The 25,710-nt window shown below is 41.2% G+C and carries 22 protein-coding genes; 16 read left to right on the top strand and 6 right to left on the bottom strand.

Going from position 1 to position 25,710, the window contains the following annotated elements; all coding sequences use genetic code 11:
• Positions 1–637 precede the first annotated feature (637 nt).
• From FN961_RS24845 to dinG, 5 genes are all read right to left on the bottom strand, one after another.
• Positions 638–907, bottom strand: coding sequence for a late competence development ComFB family protein (locus FN961_RS24845; protein WP_144042832.1), 270 nt, complete (start codon positions 905–907; stop codon positions 638–640).
• 300 nt (positions 908–1,207) lie between these two features.
• The gene (locus FN961_RS24840; protein WP_144042831.1) at positions 1,208–1,879 is read right to left on the bottom strand and encodes a DUF2057 domain-containing protein; all 672 of its coding nucleotides are present in this window, start codon (positions 1,877–1,879) and stop codon (positions 1,208–1,210) included.
• 12 nt (positions 1,880–1,891) lie between these two features.
• Complete coding sequence (locus FN961_RS24835; RefSeq protein WP_144042830.1) at positions 1,892–2,566, bottom strand: primosomal replication protein; 675 nt, start codon at positions 2,564–2,566, stop codon at positions 1,892–1,894.
• Positions 2,563–3,333 (bottom strand): sulfite exporter TauE/SafE family protein, encoded by a 771-nt coding sequence (locus tag FN961_RS24830; protein WP_144042829.1) that lies wholly within the window; start codon positions 3,331–3,333, stop codon positions 2,563–2,565. Before FN961_RS24830 ends, FN961_RS24835 begins: the two co-directional genes overlap by 4 nt.
• 8 nt (positions 3,334–3,341) lie before the next feature.
• Positions 3,342–5,414 (bottom strand): ATP-dependent DNA helicase DinG, encoded by a 2,073-nt coding sequence (dinG, locus tag FN961_RS24825; RefSeq protein WP_144042834.1) that lies wholly within the window; start codon positions 5,412–5,414, stop codon positions 3,342–3,344.
• A 116-nt stretch (positions 5,415–5,530) separates the two neighbouring features.
• On the opposite strand from dinG, the gene FN961_RS24820 reads away from it, so the two are divergent.
• The 10 genes from FN961_RS24820 (at position 5,531) to FN961_RS24775 (ending at position 18,971) form a co-directional block, all read left to right on the top strand.
• A complete protein-coding gene (locus FN961_RS24820; RefSeq protein ID WP_144042828.1) occupies positions 5,531–7,951 on the top strand; it encodes a DNA polymerase II in 2,421 nt (806 codons plus the stop codon).
• Between the two features lie 233 nt (positions 7,952–8,184).
• Positions 8,185–9,393 carry a porin gene (locus FN961_RS24815; protein ID WP_144042827.1) on the top strand — a complete coding sequence of 403 codons (1,209 nt, stop codon included), beginning with the start codon at positions 8,185–8,187 and terminating at the stop codon, positions 9,391–9,393.
• Positions 9,394–9,945: 552 nt separating this feature from the next.
• Positions 9,946–12,549, top strand: coding sequence for a TonB-dependent receptor (locus FN961_RS24810; RefSeq protein ID WP_144042826.1), 2,604 nt, complete (start codon positions 9,946–9,948; stop codon positions 12,547–12,549).
• 95 nt (positions 12,550–12,644) lie between these two features.
• Positions 12,645–13,598 (top strand): class I SAM-dependent methyltransferase, encoded by a 954-nt coding sequence (locus tag FN961_RS24805; protein ID WP_144042825.1) that lies wholly within the window; start codon positions 12,645–12,647, stop codon positions 13,596–13,598.
• Between the two features lie 512 nt (positions 13,599–14,110).
• On the top strand, positions 14,111–14,893 hold the full coding sequence (locus FN961_RS24800; RefSeq protein WP_144042824.1) for a DUF3450 domain-containing protein: 783 nt from the start codon (positions 14,111–14,113) through the stop codon (positions 14,891–14,893).
• Positions 14,893–16,146, top strand: coding sequence for a MotA/TolQ/ExbB proton channel family protein (locus FN961_RS24795; RefSeq protein ID WP_144042823.1), 1,254 nt, complete (start codon positions 14,893–14,895; stop codon positions 16,144–16,146). The genes FN961_RS24800 and FN961_RS24795 overlap by 1 nt, the downstream gene beginning before the upstream one ends.
• Entirely contained in the window at positions 16,146–16,670 is a 525-nt protein-coding gene (locus FN961_RS24790) for a MotA/TolQ/ExbB proton channel family protein (RefSeq protein ID WP_144042822.1), read from the top strand. Before FN961_RS24795 ends, FN961_RS24790 begins: the two co-directional genes overlap by 1 nt.
• A 12-nt stretch (positions 16,671–16,682) precedes the next feature.
• On the top strand, positions 16,683–17,087 hold the full coding sequence (locus FN961_RS24785; protein ID WP_012155875.1) for an ExbD/TolR family protein: 405 nt from the start codon (positions 16,683–16,685) through the stop codon (positions 17,085–17,087).
• A 1-nt stretch (position 17,088) separates the two neighbouring features.
• Positions 17,089–17,709, top strand: coding sequence for an energy transducer TonB (locus FN961_RS24780; RefSeq protein ID WP_144042821.1), 621 nt, complete (start codon positions 17,089–17,091; stop codon positions 17,707–17,709).
• A 2-nt stretch (positions 17,710–17,711) separates the two neighbouring features.
• Positions 17,712–18,971: a tetratricopeptide repeat protein gene (locus FN961_RS24775; RefSeq protein WP_144042820.1), complete on the top strand. Its 1,260-nt coding sequence runs from the start codon at positions 17,712–17,714 to the stop codon at positions 18,969–18,971.
• Positions 18,972–19,151: 180 nt separating this feature from the next.
• Here FN961_RS24775 and FN961_RS24770 read toward each other — a convergent pair whose 3' ends face one another.
• Complete coding sequence (locus FN961_RS24770) at positions 19,152–19,664, bottom strand: diguanylate cyclase domain-containing protein (RefSeq protein ID WP_144042819.1); 513 nt, start codon at positions 19,662–19,664, stop codon at positions 19,152–19,154.
• Between the two features lie 122 nt (positions 19,665–19,786).
• Here FN961_RS24770 and FN961_RS24765 point away from each other — a divergent pair, with 122 nt between their 5' ends.
• From FN961_RS24765 to FN961_RS24740, 6 genes are all read left to right on the top strand, one after another.
• Positions 19,787–21,637: a DUF885 domain-containing protein gene (locus tag FN961_RS24765; protein WP_144042818.1), complete on the top strand. Its 1,851-nt coding sequence runs from the start codon at positions 19,787–19,789 to the stop codon at positions 21,635–21,637.
• 147 nt (positions 21,638–21,784) lie between these two features.
• Complete coding sequence (locus FN961_RS24760; RefSeq protein WP_144042817.1) at positions 21,785–22,063, top strand: peptidylprolyl isomerase; 279 nt, start codon at positions 21,785–21,787, stop codon at positions 22,061–22,063.
• A 31-nt stretch (positions 22,064–22,094) separates the two neighbouring features.
• A complete protein-coding gene (locus FN961_RS24755) occupies positions 22,095–22,628 on the top strand; it encodes a GNAT family N-acetyltransferase (RefSeq protein ID WP_144042816.1) in 534 nt (177 codons plus the stop codon).
• Between the two features lie 78 nt (positions 22,629–22,706).
• Complete coding sequence (locus FN961_RS24750; RefSeq protein ID WP_185972882.1) at positions 22,707–22,937, top strand: RNA-binding S4 domain-containing protein; 231 nt, start codon at positions 22,707–22,709, stop codon at positions 22,935–22,937.
• 20 nt (positions 22,938–22,957) lie between these two features.
• Positions 22,958–23,344, top strand: coding sequence for a ribonuclease E inhibitor RraB (locus FN961_RS24745; RefSeq protein WP_144042815.1), 387 nt, complete (start codon positions 22,958–22,960; stop codon positions 23,342–23,344).
• 227 nt (positions 23,345–23,571) lie between these two features.
• On the top strand, positions 23,572–25,542 hold the full coding sequence (locus FN961_RS24740; protein WP_144042814.1) for an NERD domain-containing protein kinase family protein: 1,971 nt from the start codon (positions 23,572–23,574) through the stop codon (positions 25,540–25,542).
• Positions 25,543–25,710: the final 168 nt, after the last annotated feature.

The following is a 25,710-nucleotide window of genomic DNA, read 5'->3' as shown; positions in this document are numbered from 1 at the left end:
CCTTACATGGATTCACATATGTTCATCATACTGACTCCCTAGCACTTACCCGACTTGTGGTTATCAGGAAGAACGTCCTCTCACGATTCTGTTCCCGTCCAATGGACTTCGTTACATTGTCAGACTCGCTACTTTATTCAGAGTCTTAGGGTCATCTGGTGATACAGATGGTTCACTCAACGCGGTGAACAGCGCTTCATACGACTTCACGTCGCACGGGCAGAAATGACTTACAAAAATTCTACCAAGTAAAGCCAAATCGAAGAGATTCATGAACAGGTGTCGGTGCGGCTGCGAGCTTAGACTTCAGGGATGAAGTCGTAGAGTGTATAGGGATATATTCACAGCGTCTCGCAGAAGTAACTACACATTCCCCTGTTGGAGGCAATAAACAACCATGAAGCTACGAGCTTCAAGCACACCTGCAAATACCAACTAATCCAAAATCTTCAAGCTGGATCCTGAAACTAGTTCAGGATGACGGTCAAAGAAGCAATTTGCAGCGAAAGTTTAATCAACTCTCAGATTTACACTAAAAAAATGTAATCAGTCTTCATTTAAAGGCGTCTACATTGGGATGATGGACGCTCTGCTTTTCATTCATGTTACGTACTAACCACTTTAGATTGTGAAATATTTAATCTTTGTCTTTATTGAGGTTTGCTTTGAGAAAAGCGCGGGATTTTTCGAGTGCGACTTGAATCTCTGTTTTCATCTGTTGGAGTTCGTTATAGTCTTCAAAAAAATGTGTGTCGACTAAGTGGCGAATATACCTGACGGGAAGTTGATTGAGGGTGACGCAACAGAGATCTGCTAGGTACTCTTCAGGCAGCTCATCGATAAGTCCTTCATCTGATATGAGTTCCATTAGCAGAACTTCGTAATAATTTCTAAGCTCTAGTTGCATAGCTATGCTCCCTGATGTTGGTAATCTATTGCTGCTTTCTATGGAGTGACATCATGTCGGAATTTAGTTTGCTACTAAAATTGATTTTCAGCAATAGGAAATATTCAGCACACCATGTAATCATTCTAGTGCTTGTTTGGTATAACGTCTTCCTTACTAACAAAAAAGGCTATTTTAAATAGGTATTTAGTGAGAGGTAGAGGCGCTGATTGATGTGACGGTGTTATTGAGGGGATGTTCAGAGAGTTAAATGCCAGCTAGAGTTGCTGGCATTTTTAGATTTTTTATACTGTGTTGAATTTACAGTTGTTTAATTGCCCAGCTCATAAATTCTTTTCTTGTGTCAGGATCGGCATGTAACCACCAGTACTGCAGCATTTGTTCAGCATGTTCGGCATCATTAACTTTTTTACCGCTAATCGCATCAACCGGAGCGGGTTTACTCACTGGTGCTGTGATTGATGCTGCGATAGCTACGCCGCCCGTTGCATCTTTTGCCACACTGGTTATGTCTTGACTGTTTCCGCCACCCAAAATACTGCTGACAAATGAGTCTTCGGTAAAGTCAGTTTGCTTGACTGTGTAATCAACAGTGCCGGAGTCACTTCTGGTGATCACCACTTGGGGAGATTTAGCAAAAGACTCTGGATTTTTAACCATGCCGCCGTCAGTAGGCGTTAAGCTGTATTGGTGATCGCCATCAACAGCTAACGTAATGATGAAAGGAGATGATTTAATAAAACTTTCACCGTCACTAAAATCATCCTGCACCATGTCATGATAACGAATCGCTATTTTATGAGTCCCATTTTCCAACTCGATGTCAGATTTATGGTTAAACATGCTAGATTTTATTTCTGTTCCGTCAACTGCAAGGTACTCGAATGCCATGGGGATATTCAGGTTTGCAGCAAGAGCTGTGGAGGAACCAAGCAGAGCGATGATAGCGGTGATTGGCATAACTGATTTCATGTTTATAGCTCCTTAACGATTAAAACTTCTATACGTATGTGTTTGTGGACGTTCAAACGCCTGAATACGTTCTTCAATGTAGCTAATAGCCTGTCGACACTTGCCTAAACGGCGATGCACAAGCAAGATTTCATTTTGCATCTTAATTTTGTCAGCACTATGACAGTATTCGAGTTCTGATTGCAAATTCTGGATTTTTTGCTCAAATGACTTTACCCAGTTTAAGTGTTTGTTTAGCTCTTCATAAAGTTGATGGCTGTTCTGCATGACGCCAGCCGCTATCCAGTCAAAGCCACTGTTGCTGTGGGATTGACGTCGGCGTTGTTGCGCTTTTGCTATGCGATTTTTTTTCTGTTGTTCGGCAGATTTAACATCCAAGGATGTCGTTGCTAAGGCGCGTTTTACTGCGGTAAACCTATCTTGAATACGTTCGCAACTTAATAGGATTGTGCTCAGTGACATTTTGCCTATTATCAACTTTTCTAACTGTTGAATGCTTTTTTGAATTTGATTGATACAAGGCCCTAACTCTGCGCCTGTTTGTATAAACAGGCTATCGTTAAAGCGTTCAGTGTCTTGCATTAAACGTCTCTGCCCTTTAGCCAGTTTAGCGTCATGCTGCAACACTTCTTGCTCTAACTGCTTATGTTGGACTCGTAATCGTTTGAGTAGTTCACTTGTTGTCACCAGGCACTCCAAGCTAATTTAATCGCGATAAGAAGGACAATAACAATAAATACAGGTCGAATAAATTGAGCACCAAATTTTATTGCTGAGCGTGCGCCAATGTATGAGCCTAACATCATACACACTCCCATAGATAAGCCTAAAATCACGTTAACTTGACCCAGCGCAAAAAAGATCACTAAAGAGGTAAGATTACTCACAAATGTCATCGCTCTTGCGAGCCCACAGCTATATAAGAGGGGTTGACGATAATAATTTGTACTGGTTATGGTCCAAAAAGCCCCGGTACCAGGACCCGCAAAACCATCATAAAACCCTAATGGAAAAGCCAGTATCCATTGTTTAAATCTTGTGGCGGAGGCTTTGAGAGGGACGTAGTCTTTACAACCCATCGCATTAGGTTTGACCAAGGTATAAAGAGCTATTGCAATAATGATCAGTGGTAATGCTTTTTCAAGCCACGCTTTATCTATGTAATGGACTAAAAATGTACCCGTAATCGCGCCTAAAAAGGTTGCGATAAAAGTGTGGTACCAAAGCTTGGGCGAGAAAAGGTGTTGCTTATAATAGGTAAAAGCTGCCATGGATGAGCCAAAACAAGCAGCAAGTTTGTTTGTGCCTAAGGCTAAATGTGGAGAGATCCCTAAGGTGAGCAGAGCAGGGATTGAGAGTAATCCGCCGCCACCGGCCACGGCATCAATAAATCCTGCAATTAAGCCTATTCCAGCGAGAATAGCCCAAGTACTGGGCTCTAACAGTAGATCCAAAAGTATTCCTACTCTATTACACGGCGAAAAGGGGGAAGAGCATCAAGTAACGATTTTCCATATCTCTTACTCACGAGTCGCCTGTCTAAAATGGTGATACGACCATAATCTTGCTCTTTACGCAGTAATCTACCACAGCTTTGTATCAATTTGCGTGATGCATCTGGAATTGTAAGCTGCAGGAACGGGTTACCGCCTTTAATTTTTATGTATTCAGCATGCGCTTGCTCTACCGGAGAGGTGGGTACAGCAAAGGGAAGCTTAGTAATAATTAAGTTAGTTAGGTAGTCCCCTGGCAGATCAAGTCCTTCTGAGAAACTGCCTGTACCGAAAATGATACTGGGCTCGTTATTGTCACACCGCTGCTTATGCTTAGTCAGAATCTCTTGTCGTGAAGCCGTGCCTTGGATCTGTAGGCCTGTTTTAATTTTGCTTTCAACGAGATCAGCTACTTTCTCCATCTGCCAATAAGATGCAAATAGGACTAAGGTGGCTTGTTCACCATCAATCAGCGTGATTATCTGCTCAGCTAACTCTTCAGTATATTTATCATCAGTCGGTTCTGTTTTCATTTTCGGCAGATAAAGCGTCGCATTTTGTTCGAAGTCAAAAGGCGAGTCTAACGCTAAGAAGCGGCTACCATCATTAACTGAGAGGCCAACTTGGCGGGTAAAGTGATCGAAATTGTTTAGTGCTCGCAAAGTGGCACTGCATAACACGACACCAGCGGCTTTATCCCACAGCAATTTTTCAAGCATGTAGCCGACTTCGATGGGAGAAGCATTAAACAGATAATCTAACTGTTTACCGGTGATCAACTCAATCCAGCGTGCCATTGGCGCACCTTTCGCGTTGTCGACTTTAGCCATCATCTTCCACAGCTTCTGCAGGTTTTCAAGCCTTTGCACCATAAAACCTGTTTCTGATAATAACTGTTCAGCTTGGTGCTTGGGAATTTCACCATCTTTTATCGCTTCAGCTAATAAGGTTTGCATCTTATTAAATTGTTTGAGTGCTTTAGACGAGGTGGTGGAAAGACTCTCTGCCTGACTTAATAAGCCATCAGGGAGTTTTCCATGTTCGAAGCGAAAACGGTTTTCTGGATTATCGAATCGAGCGGTTTGAGTATCACAGTAATGGGCGATTAAGTTTAATTGGCCCGTTAAGTCGGTAATATGGTCATGCATCGACTGGACTGGTGCGATGATATGATTACTTTTTATTTGAGTTTGCAGCTTGGTGCTGGTTTTATCAATTTTTTCAAGCCAATCGATGGCGCCTCTCAAGGTAGATTGAGCACTGGAAAAGTCCCTTGCCACTTTGGGTAAGTGATGGGCTTCATCGATAATATAATAAACATCTTCGGGATCTGGCAGTATCACGCCTCCGCCCAATTCAAGATCGGCAAAAAGCAAACTGTGGTTAGCAATTAATACATCCCAAGTGTCGATATCTTCACGGGCTTTATGGAACGGACAGTTTCTATGGCTGGCAAGCTGCTTATGGCAACTGTGTTTATCGCAGGCCATTTGCTGCCAAAGATGATCTGGCAGTTGTTCAGGTAATGTGTCGCGCTCACCGTTCCATTTACCTTCGTGGTATTGTTTATACAAAGTTTGCAACTGTGCTATCTGGCTTGTATCAGGTTTTGTCTGCCACATTGCCATTTGGGTGCCATCGTCGGCGCCGATGAGCATCTGCAATTTTGAAAGACAGACATACCTTTGACGACCTTTAACTAAACCAAAAGTAAAATTCAACTCCGATTGAGCAAGAAAGAAGGGCAGATCTTTATGCAACAATTGCTCTTGTAAGGCAACGGTTGCCGTGGCAATACAAACCTTTTTCTTATTGGCAAGTGCCAAAGGAATAGCGCCCAACAGATAGGCTAATGATTTACCGATCCCGGTGCCAGCCTCAACTACGGCGATTCTTCTTTGTTTATCGTATTCGCCTGCCAGTGTTTTTGAAATCTCAGCGACGATATAGTTTTGCTCTCGTCTAGAACGAAAGTGGGGTAAAGCTGCAGCAATACCTTTATATATTGTGCGAATTTGAGTTTTTACATCAGCAGATAGCATGCGCATACATAGAAGAGAAATAGAGCTGTACATAATAACAGTGATTGCTTAGCCTTACCTACTCAATTTTCAATTAATTGAATTTATCAAGGGCAGTATTGCAGTGAGTAATAGTAATGGATAGAGATGTGTTACCAACAACGAGTGTAAAAGGCAGAGTGCTTACGCGGCATTTAGTCCAGCAGTCGGGGTCTCTGTTGCTGCATTATTATGTCAAAACAGCAGAAGGCCCAGTGTTAGTGCAAATACCTAATGCTGATTATTTGTGTTTTTGTGCGACCTCTGCGCTTGATACTCTGCTTTCATCACCTGGTTTAGGCCCTATTAGAACCAAGGCTTTAGCTCTACAAAATTTTGAACTTGGCAGTGTTACCGCTTTGTACTGCCAGTCTCGACAAAGTTTTAGAAATTTAACGAGAGCGAGTGTCGATCTCGGCATTCCTTTATATGAGTCGGACATTCGCCCTGAGCACAGGTACCTGATAGAGCGCTTTATTGCACTTGATGTTGAATTTACAGGTGAGTTCTCAACAAGTAAAAGCAATGACACTTTGCCCGTGTTTATCGGTGAACGAGCCCGTAAGCTTGATCTTGATATCTCACTCAAAGCCATCTCGCTCGATTTTGAATGTAGCTTTGATGGCGAACTCTATTCAGTCGGCTTATACGGTAAAGATGGGGAGATACCTTACGAGAAGGTGATCATGGTTGGTGAACCTGTCGATAACCTTATGCCTGAAGTTGAAGACTATGATAAGCAGAGGGCCAGAGACTATATCGAATGGGTGGCGGATGAAAAGTCACTTATTTTACAGTTAGTGGCGTGGTTTGCCGATTATGATCCTGACATTATTATTGGCTGGGCAGTGGTCACTTTTGATCTTGCTTTGCTATATCGCAGGGCAAAAAAGCTAGGGATTAGCTTACCTATTGGCCGAGGGGGCGCTGAACTGGGTTGGAAAGTGGCTGATAAATTCAGACCTGAGTCTCTCTCGCTAGCTGGTCGAGTGGTGTTAGATGGGATTGATTGGCTTAAGGCTGCCTTTTATCGCTTCGATAGTTTCTCGTTAGAGTTCGTTTCGCGTGCTTTATTGGAGGAGGGAAAAGCGATCCACAGTGTTGAAAATAGAGTCGATGAAATTGCCGATCTTTTTCACCATGATAAGTTAGCACTCGCTCACTATAATCTGACCGATAGCCGCTTAGTGTGGGATGTGTTCAATCATACTCAGTTGTTTGAGTTTGCCTTAGAGCGCTCAAGACTGACGGGGTTAGAGCTGGGACGTGTAGGTGGCTCTGTGGCCGCATTTAATAACCTCTATCTCCCACATTTACACCGGGCTGGGTTTGTTGCGCCGGCTATGGCAACCAGTCAAGGATTGGAGAGTCCAGGTGGATATGTGATGGACTCACTCCCTGGCTTATATCAAAACATCGTAGTACTTGATTTTAAAAGTTTGTATCCCTCTATTATTCGAACCTTTTTGATTGACCCTAAAGGTCTAGTTCAAGGGCTGTCCATGCCGGAGTTAGAAACTGTTGAAGGATTTCTCGGAGGGTGCTTTAGTCGAGAAAATCCCATTCTCCCAGAGCTTATCAAAACATTGTCAGAGCACCGAGAGAAGGCAAAGCTTGAGAAGAATGAACCGCTTTCACATGCAATCAAAATCATAATGAATTCATTGTACGGAGTGTTAGGTTCAAGAGGTTGTGTGTTTCATGATGCAAGGCTCGCCAGCTCTATTACCTTAAGAGGGCATGAAATCATGAAACAAACCAAGGTTTGGATAGAGGAGTGTGGTTATCAAGTTATCTATGGTGACACAGACTCAACGTTTGTATGGCTAGGGTCGGACCCGCTTGATTTCAATGTCGATACCGTTGCGAAGGGACTGGTTGAAATGATCAATAAGCAATGGCAACAAAAGCTAGCAGAAACGATGAACATAGCGTGTTTTTTGGAGCTTGAATATGAGTCACATTATGAGCAGTTTTTTATGCCGACCTTACGGGGATCTATTGAAGGGTCTAAAAAGCGTTACGTTGGCGCCTTTACTAAACCTGATGGTGAACTGAAGTTAATCTTTAAAGGGATGGAGCAAGTACGAAGCGATTGGAGTCCATTGGCGAGAAGGATCCAAGAAGCACTGTATTATCGACTGTTCTCCAAACAAGATGTAACGGTTTTCCTATTGGATGTCATAGCTGAGCTTCTGGCGGGAAAATTGGATAGTGAACTGGTTTTTTCTAAGAAACTGCGCAGAGACATCTGTGACTATACCGCTAAATCATCACCTCACGTTAAAGCTGCACAAATTCAATATTCGTTATCGGGCTTGGAAAGTTTGTCAAAGAAGGGGACCCGTATTGAATACCTCATGACGACAAATGGAGCGGAGCCGGTGAAATATAGGCAAGCAAACATCGATTATCAATACTACATCGATAAGCAACTTGGGCCGATAGCTGATCCTATTCTTACGATTTTGGGAGAAAGTTTCTCAAACATGAGATCGAAACAGCTTCCGTTAATATAAAGGAGATGATTCCTACACATTTGTGTTAACTGTGTTGCAGTCCGGTTGATTCATTGTTACTGGTTGGTTTTTTTAGATAATTATCGCAAATAATGCCCTACTTTTGTGATTTTCTGCTTTGAGAGAAAGATGATCGTTTGTTAATCTTGGCAAGAAGTAGGATAGAAATAAAACAACGGAATGTTTAAAACAATAAAACCAAGCAGACTGGTAACATTAAGGTTAGATAACAGATGAAAAAAACGTTAGTAGCATCGGCTTTAGCAGCCGTTATATTCGTCCCAACCGCTTCAGCAATCGAAATCTATAAAGATGATAAGAATGCTGTTGAGATCGGTGGTTTTATCGATGCACGTATCATCAATACACAAGGTGAAACAGAAGTCGTTAATGGTGCATCACGCATTAATTTTGGTTTCACTCGTGAAATGAGTGACGGCTGGAAAGCATTTACCAAACTTGAGTGGGGCGTAAACCCATTTGGTAACAGCGAAATCGTTTATAACAGTGAGAGTAACTTTGAATCTCAAAGTGGTGACTTCTTAAATAATCGTCTGGGTTATGTTGGTATTGCGCATGATACTTACGGTAGTTTGACTGTTGGTAAGCAATGGGGCGCTTGGTACGATGTTGTTTACAACACTAACTATGGTTTTGTATGGGATGGTAATGCATCAGGTACTTATACTTATAACAAAGCTGACGGCGCTATAAATGGCGTGGGTCGTGGTGATAAGACGGTTCAATACCGTAACTCTTTCGGTGATGTTAGCTTTGCTGTTCAAGCACAGCTTAAAAACAACACCTTCTATACTTGTGAAGAAACTGTTGGTTTGAGTACTGATTGTGAAAGTCGTTGGGGTGCTAATCAAGAGTCACAAGAAGTTAAGTACGGCTACACATACGGTGGTGCGGTGACTTATCAAGCAACCGATATGCTGACTTTAACAGCTGGTGTTAACCGCGGTGAGTTTGATGTGACTTACAACACAGGTGAACAGATCACTGCTACTGATCTTATTTATGGTGTTGGTGCAACTTGGGGCAGCTTCGATAAAGATGGCCTCTATGCTGCTGCTAACTTCAACAAGAATGAAAACCACGACACTGATAACTTAGGTCGTTTGATCAAAGATTCTTTCGGTATCGAGTCTCTGTTTTCATACAAGTTTGAAAATGGTTTCCGTCCATTTGTTTCTTATAACATCTTAGACGCTGGCAGTGATTATGTTATTCAGCCAAACAACGTTGATCCTAACGATGTATTCAAGCGTCAGTTTGTTGTTGCAGGCCTTCACTATGTATGGGATTCAAACACTGTACTATATGTAGAAGCACGTAAAGATTTCAGTGACTTTACAAGTGCTGACAAAGGTCAAGAAGCTAGAATGTCTATCTCTGAAGAAGATGGCGTTGCTATCGGTATCAGATATACGCTTTAACCTGATTCGAACATAGAATTGAAAACGCCCTTATTAGGGCGTTTTTTGTTTAAGGGCTGGGTAAACTAATCTCTAGCTCTTTATCGCATTTATCCTTACCAGACCCAATTCACCACTAAAAATGCCTAATCTGTATTAAATTATTTACAAATTACTATCTTGTCACATGAGTACAACATAATAATGAGTATTGTTCCTTCAATAGTCAGTGTGATAACAGTGATATTTAGTAAAGTTATGTGTAATAAAATCAAATAGATTTTTATTTAAGTTATTATTTTTGAATGCTTTTAATTCAAACCTTCGTCTGTCGGTCATACAATGAAAGCAGTGCCTGCTCAATTTTGCCTCAAATCCCCTCTGTGATAGACATAAAGTTGTATACATACTGCACAGTAAAAGATACGACTGTAAAAATCTATTACTGTTTGTTGATTAAATGTTTCTATTGTGGTCTTATTTGTGTGTAGGTGAATCTACTTGTAACGCTTTGTAAGCGTTTGACTAGATTCATTTCAATAAAATAAAAATATAAGTCCAGGGAGAAACAATATGTACAAAAATAGCTTTCTAGCTAATTCAGTGCGTTTCGCACTAATTAGCGGTGCAGCAGCAACAGCATTCGCTGCACCAACAGTATTTGCAGCTGATGAAGATTCAGCAGAAGTTGAGCGTATTGAAGTTACAGGATCACGAATTAAACGTAGTGATCTTGAAGGTGCTTCACCAATTACAACTATTACAGCAGAAGACATGAAGGTTGAGGGTAACTTTACTGTTGCTGATGCACTGCGTAATAGTAACTTGAACTCTTTTGGTTCATTTTCAGAGCGTTCTGGTAGTTCTGCACAATCTCAAGCTACGATTGATCTACGTGGTGCAGGTTCAGAGCGTACATTAGTTCTTATTGATGGAAAACGTTTCCCTGGTTCTCCTACGCTTGGTGGTGCTTCAGCAAACCTCAATGCTATCCCGATGGCAGCAGTAGAACGTATCGAAATTTTGACTGATGGTGCATCTTCTACCTATGGCTCGGATGCTATTGCTGGTGTTGTTAACATCATCATGAAGAAAAACTTCCAAGGACTAGAGTTCAATGTTGGTGGTGGTACTCGTGAGCGTGATGGCGGACTGACAAGTAAAGAGTTTTCTGTTGTTGCAGGTTATGAAATGGATAAAGGTAATATTACCTTTGCATTTGATCACCAAGACCGCAAAGGTATCTCTGATGCTGATCGTGAATACACTAAAGCAAAAATTAATGGCGACTACGATACAGCTCAAGCATATGTAGATACTGATGGATGGTCAATCTACGGAGCAACAGTTGCTTCTCCTGATTTCTCTCAAGCTCAAGCATCACTTTTGTGTGATGATTTGGTTGCTGAGTATGGTTCAGATACGTTCCGTAAAGTGAAAGCTGATACAGATTGGTCTCCTGGTTCTACCTATTGTATGTATGCATACGGTAATGTTTCTTATAACAAGGCTTCTATAGACCGTAACACTGTTTATGTTGATGCAAATTATGAAGTAGCAGAAGATGTTGAATGGTTTGGTCGCGTAATGGTTACTCAAAACAGATCATTTGGTCGTTATGCTCCACCAGCGGCTACTTGGAATAAAATGTCTGCTGATAACCCGAATAACCCATACGGTGAAGAGACTACAGGTTATTTCCGTTGGGTTGGTATCGGTACTCGTGACGGAAATGTAGATGATTATAACCAAGATTATCTAACCGGTCTTCGTGGAACAATTAGCGCATGGAATGATGCGAGTTGGGAAATGTATTATCATTACAATCAAGCTGATAACAAGTCGATTGGTGAGTACTACCTAAGTTATGCTGGACTTGCTTATAATGAGGCTAATGGAATTGATTTAGGTTCAGAAGAAGGCATCAACAACATGAAGGCTACAACTCTAACTCAGGGTAAAGCCATTTTTAATCAATACAATGCAGGTATTAACTTTGATGCATTCGAACTTCCGGGTGGCGAAGCTGGTCACTATGTTGGAATGGAGTATTTTGAACAAGACTTTAGTGAAGTCTATGATGCGCAGTCGGAAGCTGGTCTTGTAGGTGGTAGTGCTGGTAACTCTGCAGGCGGTGATCGTCAAGTATGGGCAGCCTTCTATGAAGTTGCATTACCAGTTATAGATGACGTTGAAGTGAACTTGGCAGTTCGTTATGATAACTATAGTGATTTTGGTGGTAATACTTCGCCTAAGGCTTCAGTCCGTTGGCAGGCTCTTGATACTTTAGTTGTGCGTGCATCATACTCTGAGGCTTTCCGAGCTCCAGCGTTAGATCAGTTATATGCAGCAACGAGCTTCAGCGCTGAAACGGGTACGGATTATCCTTTCTGTGAATCAAATGGTATTTCGAGAGGAGACTGTAAATCAGGACAAATTGACACTTATATTTCAGCTAACGATACCTTGGGGCCTGAAACCTCTAAGTACACTAACTTAGGTTTAGCATGGGATATTACTGAAGAGCTAAGTGTTAAACTTGATTATTTCAACTTGGACATCGATAATGTAATTAACCAACGTACAAACACTAGTGTATTAGAAGGTATTGCTGATGGTACTTTAACTGCGGATTCTACTTTCTATGTAGAACGAGCGGCTACGACTAATGGTAAACTTGGTAAAGCATTAAAAGTTGGTACTGGTTATGCTAACGGCGATAAGCTGGAAATTGAAGGTATTGATGTTGCATTAAATACATCTTTTGAAACTAGTATTGGTGAGTTCAGAGTTAACTGGGCTAACAGCTTTATTACTAAATATGTTGAAGAAGATGCTGCTGGTACTGAAGCCATAGATAAAGCTGGTTGGGCTGGACAACCTGATTTCCGCTCTAACTTAACTGCAATCTATTCAATTGGAGATAGTAGCTTTAGCTGGAACTCTAACTACATTAGCTCTACTTATGAGACTAAAGATGAAGGTAAACTTGATAGCTGGTTAATTCATAACATCTCATATAGTTATGATGTAGGTAGTTTCGGTTTAGTTAGGGTCAGTGTCAACAACTTGACTGATGAAGATCCAGTACTTAGTTCTGACGGAAAGTATGAAGATCCTAGCTTGTATAACAACTATGGTCGTGAGTACCGCGCTGTTTATACTTTGAAGTTCTAAGCTGCTAATTAAAAATAAAAAAAGGCCCTAAAGGGCCTTTTTTTTTTCATTGAATTTAAGTTATCTTTATCTATCGTATTTTGTGAGAGAACAATATGAGTAACCACTGGTCAGACTATTGGGAACAAGGGCATCTAACATCATTTGGCGATAGTTTTACAGGGAACTATACCGGAGTTTTAAAGGACGTTTGGAAACCTATATTTAAAAATTTACCAAATAATTTTAAATTTTTAGATATTGCGACAGGTAACGGAGCATTAGCTTTACTAGCTTCAGAATATGTAAAAGGAGACAGCATTAGAGGGGAGGGCATTGGTATTGATTTAGCTATAATAACGACAGACTTATCTGAAAATGAAATAGCAGAAAATTTGACGATATCGTTAAAGTCAGAAGTTGACTGTACTCATCTTCCTTTTAATGACAATGAATTTGATTTAGTCGTCTCGCAGTTTGGTATTGAATATGCGGATCTAGATATAGCAATACCTGAATCTTTAAGAGTTTTGAAAGTAAATGGAAGTTTTTCTATTGTAATACATCATGAACATTCGATGGTTATATTGAGAAACAGAAGAATCTATACTCTTTTGAATGCTCTAGAAGTAAATCATTTTTTTGAGAATATTTTAAATCTTGTGAGTAAAATGGGAGACATTAATACGCAGAATGATTTAGACAAAGTAAAGAGTGATAAAGAGTGTGAGCAGTTACGGAAGGTTCTGAACAAAACAATCGATACACTAATTAAACTAGATGAAAGTGCACTAAAAGATAGCGAACTACTGACTTACCTTTCCACTCTATTTCAGCAAGGAATATTTTGGAAGTTAGAAAAGAAAATTGAATATATTGAATTTTCAAAACTACAAATATCCAAACTTAAAGATAGACTCGAAGAATTGCTTTTCGCCGCTCAAACTCAGATGAATATATCAAAAATAATATCTAGTGTCTCTATTCACGATGGCTATTTGGAGCATGTGAGAACCTTGTACAGTGAGAATAATGATGTTCTTGCTTGGCATTTGTTATTTTCTAAATAAATAATAATGTTTCTAAAAGATTATTTACCATGTGTGAGGGTGATTTTTTGGTGGTATAGTTTTTATTGTTACTAATGCTTTCGATGCAATAGAAATATTTTACATCATCTTGTGTTAATTATTTGTTGCGCATGTGTGGTGTTTTTCGATTCGTGCTGATTGTGCTTTAGTGCTATTTATCAGTTGGTTAATCAGAACGGCTGGTGCCTAGGAGACTGTTATGTTAATGAGGAAATATGATAAATCTCCTAAAACTTCCCTTTTGGTTCTTTTCTATCCCTAAAGCTCTTTTTCTACTAGTTTTTGACCCTTCCAATTGTTGACATAGGTCAACAATTTGTGAAATGATGCCGTCGGTGCTACGCCTTATACGGCGTAGAAAAATAAGATAATAATTAACAATCACAAGAGAAAGACGTACTTAGAAGCTAGGGATTCTTGCAACGATAAGCAGAAACCTATGTTGTCAATAAGTTAAGCTTTTTAATTTTACTTCAAATTGGTTGGGAACTATGTCCAAGGTAAGCAATAAAACAAAAATCGCTACAGCGCTCGTAGGCGCATTAGCCTTAGCCGGCAGTAACTTAGTGATTGCCGATCCCCTTTCTGATGTTCAGAAGGCTGACAGCAAAATTCACGCTGAAGCAGCAACATCTCAAAAGAAAGTAGATAAGTACTTCGACCAAGCTCAGGACATGGTGTTCGAGTATGGTTCTGTTGCAGATGAACGTGAATCACTGAAATCTTATAACGATTATGTAGCGGGGCTGGTTGCAGACCAAGAAGCTACAATGAAATTAATTCAAGATGACATCAATGGCGTAGATACACTCCGCCAAGGTGTTGTACCACTAATGTTTAAGATGGTTGATGCTTTAGAGCAGTTTATTGCGCTTGATCTTCCATTTAACACCGAAACTCGTGTTGCACGTGTTAACAATCTTAAAGATCTGTTGAACAGTGCAGAAGTTACGCTTGCTGAAAAGTATCGTCTTATCTTAGACGCATACAGTATTGAGCGTGAATACGGTGGATTTATTGCGGTTAAAACAGGCCAATTACAGTTGGATGGGAAAGAGGTGTTAGTTGACTTCTTTAACTTAGGTCGTGTCGCACTTTATGCTCAAAGCTTAGATGGTAAGTCAGCTTGGATGTATAACGACGAAACTAAGGAATGGGATCAATTAGAAGATAGCTATCTTCGTGAGATCACTAAAGGTATTCGTATCGCACGTAAACAGGGTGCTCCGGATCTATTCTCGTTACCAATTCCTGCTGCGGAGGCTGCACAATAATGAAGAAGTTAATTACTACAGCAATCGTTGCTGCAACCCTGTCGCTTTCAGCAGGTATTGCCAGTGCAGCAGATGCACCTAAGTCTATTGACCAGTTACTTAAGCAAGTTCAAACAGAGCGTGCTAACGCGTCTAAAACGAATAAGAAAAGAGAGCAAGAGTTCAGAAATGAACGCGGTGATAAAGCTCAACTGTTAAAAAATGAAAAAAATGCACTTGCTGCTGAAAGACAACGCGGTAAAGATCTAAACCAAGCATTTTTGGATAACGAACGTAAAATCGGTCAGCTAGAAGAAGACTTAAAAACAGCTCAAGGTGACTTGGGTGAGATGTTTGGAGTTGTTAAAGGAGATGCTGGTGACTTCGCAGGTAAATTAGCGGGTTCTAACGTCTCTGCTCAGTACCCAGGACGTGATGTGTTTATCGCCGATCTTGGTGCACGAAAGCAATTACCAAAAATCGATGAGTTAGAGCGTTTCTGGGAAGAGCAGCTATTTGAGATGGCTGATGGTCAATATGTTGTATATAACGCCGATCTTGGTCTTATTCAGCAATTGTCTCAACAACCTGATGGTTACCAAGTAAAGACTGTTGGTGCATTCGAAGATACAACTTCTGGTGCTGCTAAGCTTTATATTGACCCAGTTAAGGGTGTGTTACTTAACATCTTTACTCAAAAAGCGACGATTGAAGAGCGTATCGAAGCGGGTGGAACGATTGGTTACATCATTATGGTGTTGTTAGCACTTGGTGCGCTGATCTCTATTGAACGCCTCGTTACGTTAGGTATTGTTGGTGCTAAAGTTAAGGCTCAGCGTAAGAATCTAGATAACCCAGGTAACAACCCATTGGGTCGTGTATTACAAGCATATCAAGACAACAAAGATGTTGATGTTGAAACGCTAGAGTTAAAGCTTGATGAAGCTATTTTGAAAGAAACGCCTGCACTTGAGACTCGTATCTCAATCATCAAGGTCTTAGCCGCTATTGCTCCTATGATGGGTCTACTTGGTACCGTAACTGGTATGATTGCAACCTTTCAAAGTATCCAGTTGTTTGGTACAGGTGATCCTAAGCTAATGGCTGGTGGTATCTCTATGGCGCTAATGACCACAGTACAAGGTCTAGTTGCCGCGCTACCGTTAATGTTGATGCACGCAGTTGTTATTGCACGTAGCAAGTCAATTGTACAAGTACTTGAAGAGCAAAGTGCTGGCATCGTTGCTTCACACGCTGAGAAGAGGAACGCCTAATGTTATTCCTGATGGATATCTGGGATTCCGTCAGGGGCTTCATGGCCGCCGGGGGAGACATCCTCTGGCTAGTTGCTGCTGTGTTGTTTGCTATGTGGGTATTGATGCTTGAGCGCTATTGGTATCTCAATTGGGTATCACCTAAAGAGCACAAAGCAATCATTACAGCATGGGAAGCTCGAGAGGATTCAACCTCTTGGTATGCACACCGCATCCGTGAAGCTTGGTTATCCCAAGCGAAGCAAGATTTAACGGCACGTATGCTGCTTATCAAAACCTTAGTTGCTATTTGTCCTATGATAGGACTGCTAGGAACCGTAACCGGTATGATATCAGTGTTCGATGTGATGGCAGTTCATGGCACGAGTAATGCTCGTATGATGGCAGCTGGTATTTCAATGGCGACCATGCCGACAATGGCGGGAATGGTTGCTGCGTTATCGGGAGTATTTTTTAGTACTCGCTTAGACGCTAAGATGAAAATCAGTTTAGAAAAGCTAAAAGACAGCCTGCCGCACCACTAGAGAGAAATTAATATGGCACGTAGAAAGCATTCAAGCGTAGACGAGGAAGCTGAGATTGATATGACACCGATGCTCGACATCGTGTTTATTATGCTTATCTTCTTTATTGTAACGACATCGTTTGTTAAACCATCTGGTCTTGACTATAACAAGCCAGAAGCGTCACAAGCGACGAAGAAGCCTTCAGCTAACATCTTTATTGGTGTAAGCAAGACTGGCGTCATCATGATGGAAAATCGTCAGGTTGATATCGAACGTGTAACTGCAAACGTTGAGCGTATGCTAGCAGAAGCACCGGAAGCAGCTGTCCTTATTCAAGCAGACCAAGAAGCTAGACATGGCTTAGTAGTAAAGGTTTTGGATAATGTGAAAGCGGCTGGTATCGACAAAATTTCAGTATCGGCGGGGAACGAGTAATATGCTAAGAGGAATAGTATCACTGATAGTTGGTGCTGCTGTGACTTTTGCTCTGTTTGTTTTCATGGCCTTTTTGGTAGGTGGCGGTCCAACCCGCCACGATGCCTCGACAGAAAGTCCTGTCATTGAAATTACCATGAACAAAGATGATGCATCAGCACAGAAAAAGCCTAGGGTAAAACCTAAGCCACCAACGCCACCAGAGCAACCACCTAAGCCGGATACGACTCCGCCAGATAGTTCATCTGACATTGATACTAATATGTCATTTAACATGGGTGGTGTCGCCGCGGGTAGCGCAAATACTGGCTTTAAACTGGGCAACATGATGACACGTGATGGTGATGCTACACCTATCGTACGAATCGAGCCTCAGTATCCAATCGCTGCAGCACGTGATGGTAAAGAAGGGTGGGTACAACTCAGCTTTACGATTAACGAACTTGGTGGTGTTGAGGATGTTAAAGTTATCAAGGCAGAGCCAAAACGTGTCTTTGACAGAGAAGCAAAACGAGCTCTGAAGAAGTGGAAGTACAAGCCTAAAATCATTGATGGCAAAGCGTTGAAAGTTCCAGGTCAAACAGTACAACTAGATTTCACTTTAGATAAGGGAGGCAAGTAGAGATGACTAAGATTAGTTTTAAAACGACTAGTATAGCTGCAGCTTTATTACTCTCTGTCGGAGGTAGCTTAGCTTTAGTACCTACCGTCAATGCTGCTGAAAAGTGTCCTATTGAGCTGAGAAAATCTAAAGCCGTTGGCCAGAGCGCAGCAAAGAAGGTTGGTAAATCTTTTGAAGCGTATCAGGAAGGGAATGTCGATGAAGCTATCGCCATCTTACTTGAAGCGAATGCAAAGAATGAGTTTGATAAAGCGTACATTGACCGCATGTTGGGTAATTTTTACGCCGAAAAATCTCAGATGGGCACCGCAATTAAGTACCTGAAGAAAGCTGTAGAAGCTGATATCCTCGGCGGTGTCGATCATGCTGCAACTTTACGTCTTTACGCTGACTTGTTAATCCAGGAAAAGAAGTTCAAAGAGTCGATCCCTCAATATTACAAATGGATGGAGTTTACTTGTAAGCAAGAAGCGCAAGTTTATCGTCGTATTGGTATCGCTTATTCTGAGCAGAAAAACTGGAATAAAGTTCTAGAAGTGGCTGATAAAGGCCTGTCTCTTTCTGATAAACCTGATAAAGGGCTTTATCAGATGAAATTGACAGCATACTTTAACCAGAAAAAGTACCCTGAGGCTGTCGGAGTATTAGAGACAATGGTGCCTCTTTTTCAGGATGATAAAAGACTTTGGGTGCAATTAGCCCAGTTTTATCTAATGACTGAGAAGTATACCAAGTCATTGGCTACTTATGATCTAGCTTATATGAATGGGTTTTTAGAGACGTCGGCTAATATTACTCGTCTGACTCAGTTACTTGCACAAAATGGTTCGGCTTACCGTGCAGCTAAAATCTATGAGAAACACATGAAATCGGGTCTGATCGTTGAAGACGAGAAGACACTTGCGATTTTAGCGGGTTTCTACCACAACTCTAAAGAGCTTAAAGAAGCAGCACTTTACTATGGTAAGGCTGCTGAAGCTGGCGATAATGGTAAATATTACTTAAGACAAGGACGTATTTTGTCTTTGGACGGTAAATATAAACCCGCTATTGCTGCACTGAAAAAAGCGCTTGTTGCGGGTATCGATAATCCAGGTGAGGCTCAATTTGAGCTTGCTTTATCTTACCTAGGTTTGAAGCAATATAAGTCTGCTTATTCCCGTGCTAAATTGGCGGCAAATGATAAGAAGACAGCACGTTCTGCAAAAAGCTATCTCTCTTATATTAAAGAGAAAGCTCGTGTACATAACGTGACACTATAATCTGGTGTATTGTTTAAAAAAGCCCCGAAAGGGGCTTTTTTATGTCTGGAACATTTATGCCAATTTGCCATGGCTGGATATAAATTGGCTTTATGTCTGGAACATTGATGCCATTCTTATCTGAGATAACTCTGAATTGGAGAGGTGTCAGAAGTGATGATCTGATTACTGTATAAATAGCTATTGGTGTAATGTTCTGAGTTCGATATGTTTTGTACTTTCCAGCTCTAATTCATGGCTGAGCTTTTCTACATCTTCAAATAACAATTCAATGTTCAGATCCCGCTCAGGCATGCAAATACAAGCGGCTAAATCATAATCTACATGGCTAGTGAATTGCTTACCATAGTCTAAATTAAACTGTTCAATTTGTTTCTCTATACGCCCGAGTACGACTTTTGTGCCTTCTTCATCAATATTAAACAGACCGAGTGCGAATTTATTATCATCGAGCCTAGCAACAAGATCAGAAGTTCTTAGAATCGCTTCTTGCACTTGTTTCATAAATAATTCAAGTAAATGAGGTTGCTTAACTGTTTCATGTATGTGCGGGCACAGATACAATAAGGATAAGCTTTGATGCTCTCGTATATGACGATGCCACTCTCGGTTAAATACTTCCATAAAGTAAGTCTGGTTATAAACACCGGTTTCAGGATCTCTGAAACCTGAGTTGCGAAATGAATAGATCATTGGATGACTCCTTTCCCATACTTACGCATATATTGGGGTAAATCGAATGTAAAATGGTATCTTTTGCTAATAAGTATAGAAAATAACAAGCATTTGCACAGAATAAGAGGGAGATGAGATCCATGAACAAAACGGTAGTTGCTATTTCAATAGGCCTAGTTTTCAGTCTAACCGCCTGTTACGATAAGGAAAAAAATACAAATACACCACAAGTGACAGTAACTGATTCTGGTCAAAATTCAGTAGATAATTCATCTAAAAACCTCGGAGATCAGAAGGAAAATCAAGCATATTTGGCTTTGGTCGATCAGTTTTTTAATGATAATTTAAAGTTAGAGCCTGTCTATGCCACTTTTGTTGGTGTAAATGATTACAACGACCAGTTTGGTGGTGATCTCACCGAAGAATATCTAAAAGCACGTCACGAGCTCAATACAAGTTACCTTGCTCAAGTAGAAGCTATCGATCGAAGTAAGTTGTCTTCTGAACTTCAACTTAGCTACGACATGTTTGCCTATAACAGAAATGTTGCGCTAGTTGATGAAACATTCCCTGCTCGTTTTATGCCGATGAATCAGTTTTACAGTACGGTAATCAGTATGGTTCAACTCGGTACTGGTGAAAGCGCACAGCCGTTCAACACAATAAAAGATTATCAGAACTGGGTGTCGCGTCTTTCAGGTTTCATAGCTTGGACTAAGCTTGCTCAGTTGCGAATGGACGAAGGGATCAGGAGTAAAGTTGTTTTACCACGAGTGTTAGTTGAGCGGATTATTCCTCAGTTAGAAGCGCAGATAGTCGAAAATCCATCTGATAGTCTTTTCTATGCACCGATTAATAATTTACCTGAGGACTTCACTCAAGCTCAAAAAGATGAGCTAACAGCACAGTATACTCAGTTAATCAAAGATGAATTATTACCTGCTCTGACTTCATTAAAAGATTATTTCGCAATCACATATCTGCCTGTTGCCAGAGGCACTGATGGTTGGTGGGGGCTCCCTAATGGTAAGGTTTGGTATCAGCATCTAGCGAACTCACATACCACTACGACAATGTCTGTTGATGAGATTCATCAGATAGGCTTAAGTGAAGTAACACGTATATTGTCAGAGATGGATAAAGTACGACAGCAAGTAAAGTTCGAAGGCGATTTAACCGCATTTTTTGCTTCACTTTCTTCAGAGCCACAGTACTTCTTTACTGACCGTCAGGGATTAATTGATGGTTACATGGTGATTAAGGATAAAATCAATCTTGAACTGCCTAAATACTTTAATGTGACACCCAAAGCTGATTACGTGGTTAAGCCTGTTGAAAGCTTCCGTGAGCAATCAGCTGCTGGCGCATCTTATGAATCACCTGCGGTTGACGGATCTCGTCCTGGGGTATTTTATATCAATACCTATAATTTGAAAGCTCAGCCGAAATGGGGAATGACGACGCTTTCATTGCATGAAGCTGCTCCAGGTCATCACTTTCAAATTGCCATCAAACAGGAGTTAGTTGGCGTGCCAGAATTTCAACGATTTGGTGGTTATACTGCGTTTGAAGAGGGCTGGGCACTGTATGCTGAAAACCTAGGTATTGAGATGGGACTATTTGACGATCCTTACCAATATTTTGGCAAGCTATCAGACGAAATGCTTAGAGCAATGCGACTGGTTGTCGATACTGGATTGCACTCTAAAGGGTGGACTCGTGAGCAAGCTATCCAATATATGAAAGATAATTCACCGATGGCAGAATCAGATATTGTCGCTGAAGTTGAGCGCTATATGGCGATTCCTGGCCAAGCTTTGTCCTACAAAGTGGGTCAATTAAAAATCTTATCTTTACGTGCTGAAGCTGAAAATGCCTTAGGCGATAAGTTTGACCTAAAAGGCTTCCATGATCAAATTCTCGTATCTGGTTCACTACCAATGGCGGTTATGGAGTCGAAAATTCATCAATGGATTGAAACTCAAAAGTGAAGTTAGTTTAAATTAACTTATACATACTTTCATTTATTATTGCTTTTTAAACCCAGCTTTTATCAATATACTAGCTGGGTATTTTTTAGAATCCGATCTGCTTTACTACCTTTGTAGAGCAAATATTTAACGTAAGGAGTTTTTACCATGGCACAAGCTACAGCAAGACATCTGTTAGTTAGCAGCGAAGAAAAATGTGAAGCACTTAAGCAAGAGATCCTTGGTGGTGCAGATTTTGGTGATGTAGCTAAAGCAAATTCATCTTGTCCATCTGGTGCTCAAGGTGGGGATCTTGGTTCTTTTGGTCCAGGAATGATGGTTAAAGAATTTGATGAAGTTGTTTTCAGTGCGCCATTGAACGAAGTTCAAGGTCCAGTTAAAACTCAATTTGGTTATCATCTTCTAGAAGTTACAAGCAGAGGCTAAGCCCTGCTTAGCTTGTTTTAGAGACATTATCATGCTCGAACTGTATACCGATAGGCTCAGGTTAAGAACTGTTATTTCAAGCGATTGGGACAATTTTCTACATACACATTCAAGTGAACAACTGAATGTGTATGTTCGTCAACCTCAGGCTGAAGCTGTGATACGAGATAAGTTCGAGCATGTTTTAAAAGTAAATGACTTTGAGGCAGGCGAGTGGCTGCTCACTATTATCGAAGATGCGCATACACATGATTTTATTGGTTTCATCGGGCTGCATAATAGCAATGCAGAAATGGGACAAATAGAGGTCGGATATATGATGCATCCAGGTGTTCAAGGGCGTGGTTATGCCAGTGAGAGCTTAAAGGCCATTGTCGATTGGGCATGCTTATCCTATGCGCCTCATAAGTTTATAGCCTATTGTGTAGAGCTGAATATAGCTTCAACTAAGGTGCTGGAAAAGTGCGGTTTCAAGCGTGAAGGCCTGTTGCGAGAGAATTGTAAAATAGGCGATCAATGGTTTGACGATTGCGTTTATGGGCTCTTAGCTGCAGAAAGAGTTTAGCGACACTCGAAAGCATGTATAGGCATCTCAATTGGGTGCTATAATGCCGCCAGTTTTGATTATTTAAGGCGAAATACCGTGAGTTCAGATACTCCAACGTTGACATTAAAGTCAGGCGAAGTACATATTGAGTTATACAAAGTATTGAAAGTCCAAGGAATGATGAGTGCTGGTGGCGAAGCCAAGCACGTTATTTCTGAAGGGCAAGTGACCGTTAATGGCGAAGTTGAAACCCGTAAACGTAAGAAAGTGGTTGCTGGTGAAGTCGTTAGTTTTAATGGCGAAAGCGTTAAGATTATTGCTGAATAAGTGATTTAGAGAGGATTAACATGCAATTCCCTGATGATGATAACGGTAAAATGCTTGCAGCAATGAGCGAAGCAGGCATTGACCTTTCCAAGCAGCTAGATATTGATTTTTTTCTTGTTTTTGATGATCAAAGAGACGCAGAATCTGCGACAGAAGAGCTTTCTAACTCTGACCTTGAAGGCGAGATGGAACTTCATTTGAATGATGAAGTGGGTAAGTGGGAACTGATTGTTTGCATCAAGATGATTCCAGAATATCAGGCTATCGTAGATCAAGAGTTAAATCTAAATCAGTTTGCCGAAGAGTTTGGCGGTGCAACTGATGGTTGGGGTGTAATGCAGCATCAAGAAGGCGATGATGATTATGCCGATGATGACCATGAATGCAGCGACACCTGTAAGCATTAATATACATCTCTATTTATAACTTTTGTGACGTGTAAATTGGGTTGCTAGATAGCGCATCTTCAAAGTGTTATATATTTAGCATTAAGCCACCATTTAGGTGGCTTTTTTTATGCCTGTGATCCATTATTGGACGTTATGAAATCACCATTGATGAAACCAGAAAATAACGAATTCAATATTTTAGGTGTTTGTTTCACATAAAATAATTGCCACAAAGGGAGAAAAGAATGGCAAAGCAGATAAGTTTCGGAACCCCGGTTAACGATGCCGAACGATGGGCGTTTTCCTTATTGGCCGATGAGCTCCCAGAAAACTATATTCTACTGACCAACGTAGAGATCCCTACCAAATCAGGGCAAGCAATGGAGGTTGATGCTCTCGTGATAGGTGAGTGGGGCGTGTATGTTGTCGATGTTAAAGGTTACATCGGACGATTAGATGCAGGCTTACATGCTTGGTCCCTTGATGGTCGTGAAGTCGATAACAGTCTGGCGAAGGCGAATTATGTGGCTCGGGTACTGGCCGGAAACGTCAAGCACACCATTCCAGTTGGTGTTTATGCGCCTTGGTGTCAGGGCATGGTATTTGTGACTGGCAGAAAAGGTGAAGAGATTGAGCTAGAAAAACATCAAGGTTCATTAAGCATCTACACTCCAAAGCTGATAGTCGATGCATTAACGAAAGAATGGGGCCTGACAGCGCCTCACAGTCACCTAGTGACCGATGAACAGAAAGAGTTAGTACTCAAGACGATAGGTCAGGTTGCACTCGTTGAACAGCGTAATAACAAGATACAAGATTTTACCAAACTCAAATGCTTGTTCATTCAGAGTGGCCTTGAGGTGTGGCAAGCAGAATATAATCCAGGTGATTGGACTGCGCCTTGGTTGCTTAAGATACTTATTGCTAATCAATTTGCCGATCATGAGCAATCAGTTACTCACGAACAACAATTGAGAGAGGAGTTTAAACGACTTCAGGCACTAACCGGATGCAGTGGCGTTCCTTATTGCGCACCACTTATTCATGATGGCGAGCAGTTAGTACTTCCTATTCGTATGCCCCGTGGTGTGCCTCTGAATATACTTGATCTTGAAAGTTTAACGACCTATCAATTGCTGGAAATCTTACGCAGGTCGGTCTCTGGACTGCAACAGATCCACCGTCGCGGTTATACCGTGGGCGGCTGGACCAGTAATTGTGTTTTTGTCTCTAGTCTTGGCGATGTGGAGTTTATTGATATAAAAGACAGCCTGACATCGAATGAAGACATTAAAGCCTATGCCCAAGGCTTCTTACATCTAGCTATCCAAACAAAACAGCCTCGTATCTATCAGTGGTACCAACAAGCGGCGAAGGGCGAAACGCTTGATGTTGATGGACTCCGGTGCGATCTGTCAGCCCTGATTGATAATGGTGTATGTGACACTATGCCGGAAAAGTTAACTGTGAATGTTGGTGCCATCATCGATCATCACTATCGACTCGAGCAGTTTATTGCAGCGACCCGTACCAGCCAATTTTGGCGAGCGACTCATATTCAAGGCCAATTTAACTGTGGAGTCTCTATTTACAGTAAAGTGGAGGCTAAGTGGCCCACGTTAAGTAGCTTATACCGTAGCTTGTCAAAACTGTATCATCCTCATGTTGAAAAGGTGTTGGGCTTCGGTCAGTTGCCTCAAAGCGATGAATTGTTTATCGCCAGATCATGGGAATACGGTGCTTCACTCGATGAACTATCGGCTATTGAGCTAGGACAGCCTGTGATGTGGTTTACTCAGTTGTTGTCGGCTTTACAATATATGCATCAGATGGATATTCATCACGGAGCCATCTGCCCTAAAAATATTATATGTAACAAGGAAAAGGCGATACTTGTCAATTTTGGCATAGGCTTGGATATTGCTACCAGTCACTATGCTAGCCAGTATGCTGATCCATTGTTGTGGGCGGCAGAGGGCGAGGCTGAAAAAGACCTTTATGGTTTGGTTGCCAGTTTTATTGCCACTCTAGCCCCTATCACTTTGCAAGGTGACGGAGGACAAGCGGGAATTATTCAGGCATTAAACTCATTTGATAAAGCGTGGTTCGGTGAAAAGACCTTTGATACTTGTTTGAAAGTTTTAAATTTTGAATTTGACGTTAAACCTGGCGATAATTATCTTGAAGCTTTCGATGTGGTCGACAGCTTGGTTTAAGTCAACGTGTCATATTTAGACATAATAAAAAAGGAGGCTTATTTGTGTAATGCCGGTAAGTTAAGCTTACTGGCATTTTTTATTCCTGGCGTATCTCTGAGGTCTTCGTTTAACCGTCCTAGGAAATGACCTCGTTCGTCGAGGCTCTAAAATTAGGCTTTCTGCCAT

It is taken from the genome of Shewanella hanedai, from assembly GCF_007197645.1.
Taxonomy (GTDB): domain Bacteria; phylum Pseudomonadota; class Gammaproteobacteria; order Enterobacterales; family Shewanellaceae; genus Shewanella; species Shewanella hanedai.
The sequence above is the reverse complement of the archived record's forward strand: the minus strand, read 5'-3'. Positions and strand labels throughout refer to the sequence as shown.

What these genes read in the sequence shown, in the direction of transcription:
- FN961_RS24845 (WP_144042832.1), bottom strand. Translation starts at nt 907, where the DNA reads ATGCAACTAGAGCTTAGAAATTATTACGAAGTTCTGCTAATGGAACTC.
- FN961_RS24840 (WP_144042831.1), bottom strand. Translation starts at nt 1,879, where the DNA reads ATGAAATCAGTTATGCCAATCACCGCTATCATCGCTCTGCTTGGTTCC.
- dinG (WP_144042834.1), bottom strand. Translation starts at nt 5,414, where the DNA reads ATGCTATCTGCTGATGTAAAAACTCAAATTCGCACAATATATAAAGGT.
- FN961_RS24820 (WP_144042828.1), top strand. Translation starts at nt 5,531, where the DNA reads ATGGATAGAGATGTGTTACCAACAACGAGTGTAAAAGGCAGAGTGCTT.
- FN961_RS24815 (WP_144042827.1), top strand. Translation starts at nt 8,185, where the DNA reads ATGAAAAAAACGTTAGTAGCATCGGCTTTAGCAGCCGTTATATTCGTC.
- FN961_RS24810 (WP_144042826.1), top strand. Translation starts at nt 9,946, where the DNA reads ATGTACAAAAATAGCTTTCTAGCTAATTCAGTGCGTTTCGCACTAATT.
- FN961_RS24805 (WP_144042825.1), top strand. Translation starts at nt 12,645, where the DNA reads ATGAGTAACCACTGGTCAGACTATTGGGAACAAGGGCATCTAACATCA.
- FN961_RS24800 (WP_144042824.1), top strand. Translation starts at nt 14,111, where the DNA reads ATGTCCAAGGTAAGCAATAAAACAAAAATCGCTACAGCGCTCGTAGGC.
- FN961_RS24795 (WP_144042823.1), top strand. Translation starts at nt 14,893, where the DNA reads ATGAAGAAGTTAATTACTACAGCAATCGTTGCTGCAACCCTGTCGCTT.
- FN961_RS24790 (WP_144042822.1), top strand. Translation starts at nt 16,146, where the DNA reads ATGTTATTCCTGATGGATATCTGGGATTCCGTCAGGGGCTTCATGGCC.
- FN961_RS24785 (WP_012155875.1), top strand. Translation starts at nt 16,683, where the DNA reads ATGGCACGTAGAAAGCATTCAAGCGTAGACGAGGAAGCTGAGATTGAT.
- FN961_RS24780 (WP_144042821.1), top strand. Translation starts at nt 17,089, where the DNA reads ATGCTAAGAGGAATAGTATCACTGATAGTTGGTGCTGCTGTGACTTTT.
- FN961_RS24775 (WP_144042820.1), top strand. Translation starts at nt 17,712, where the DNA reads ATGACTAAGATTAGTTTTAAAACGACTAGTATAGCTGCAGCTTTATTA.
- FN961_RS24770 (WP_144042819.1), bottom strand. Translation starts at nt 19,664, where the DNA reads ATGATCTATTCATTTCGCAACTCAGGTTTCAGAGATCCTGAAACCGGT.
- FN961_RS24765 (WP_144042818.1), top strand. Translation starts at nt 19,787, where the DNA reads ATGAACAAAACGGTAGTTGCTATTTCAATAGGCCTAGTTTTCAGTCTA.
- FN961_RS24760 (WP_144042817.1), top strand. Translation starts at nt 21,785, where the DNA reads ATGGCACAAGCTACAGCAAGACATCTGTTAGTTAGCAGCGAAGAAAAA.
- FN961_RS24755 (WP_144042816.1), top strand. Translation starts at nt 22,095, where the DNA reads ATGCTCGAACTGTATACCGATAGGCTCAGGTTAAGAACTGTTATTTCA.
- FN961_RS24745 (WP_144042815.1), top strand. Translation starts at nt 22,958, where the DNA reads ATGCAATTCCCTGATGATGATAACGGTAAAATGCTTGCAGCAATGAGC.
- FN961_RS24740 (WP_144042814.1), top strand. Translation starts at nt 23,572, where the DNA reads ATGGCAAAGCAGATAAGTTTCGGAACCCCGGTTAACGATGCCGAACGA.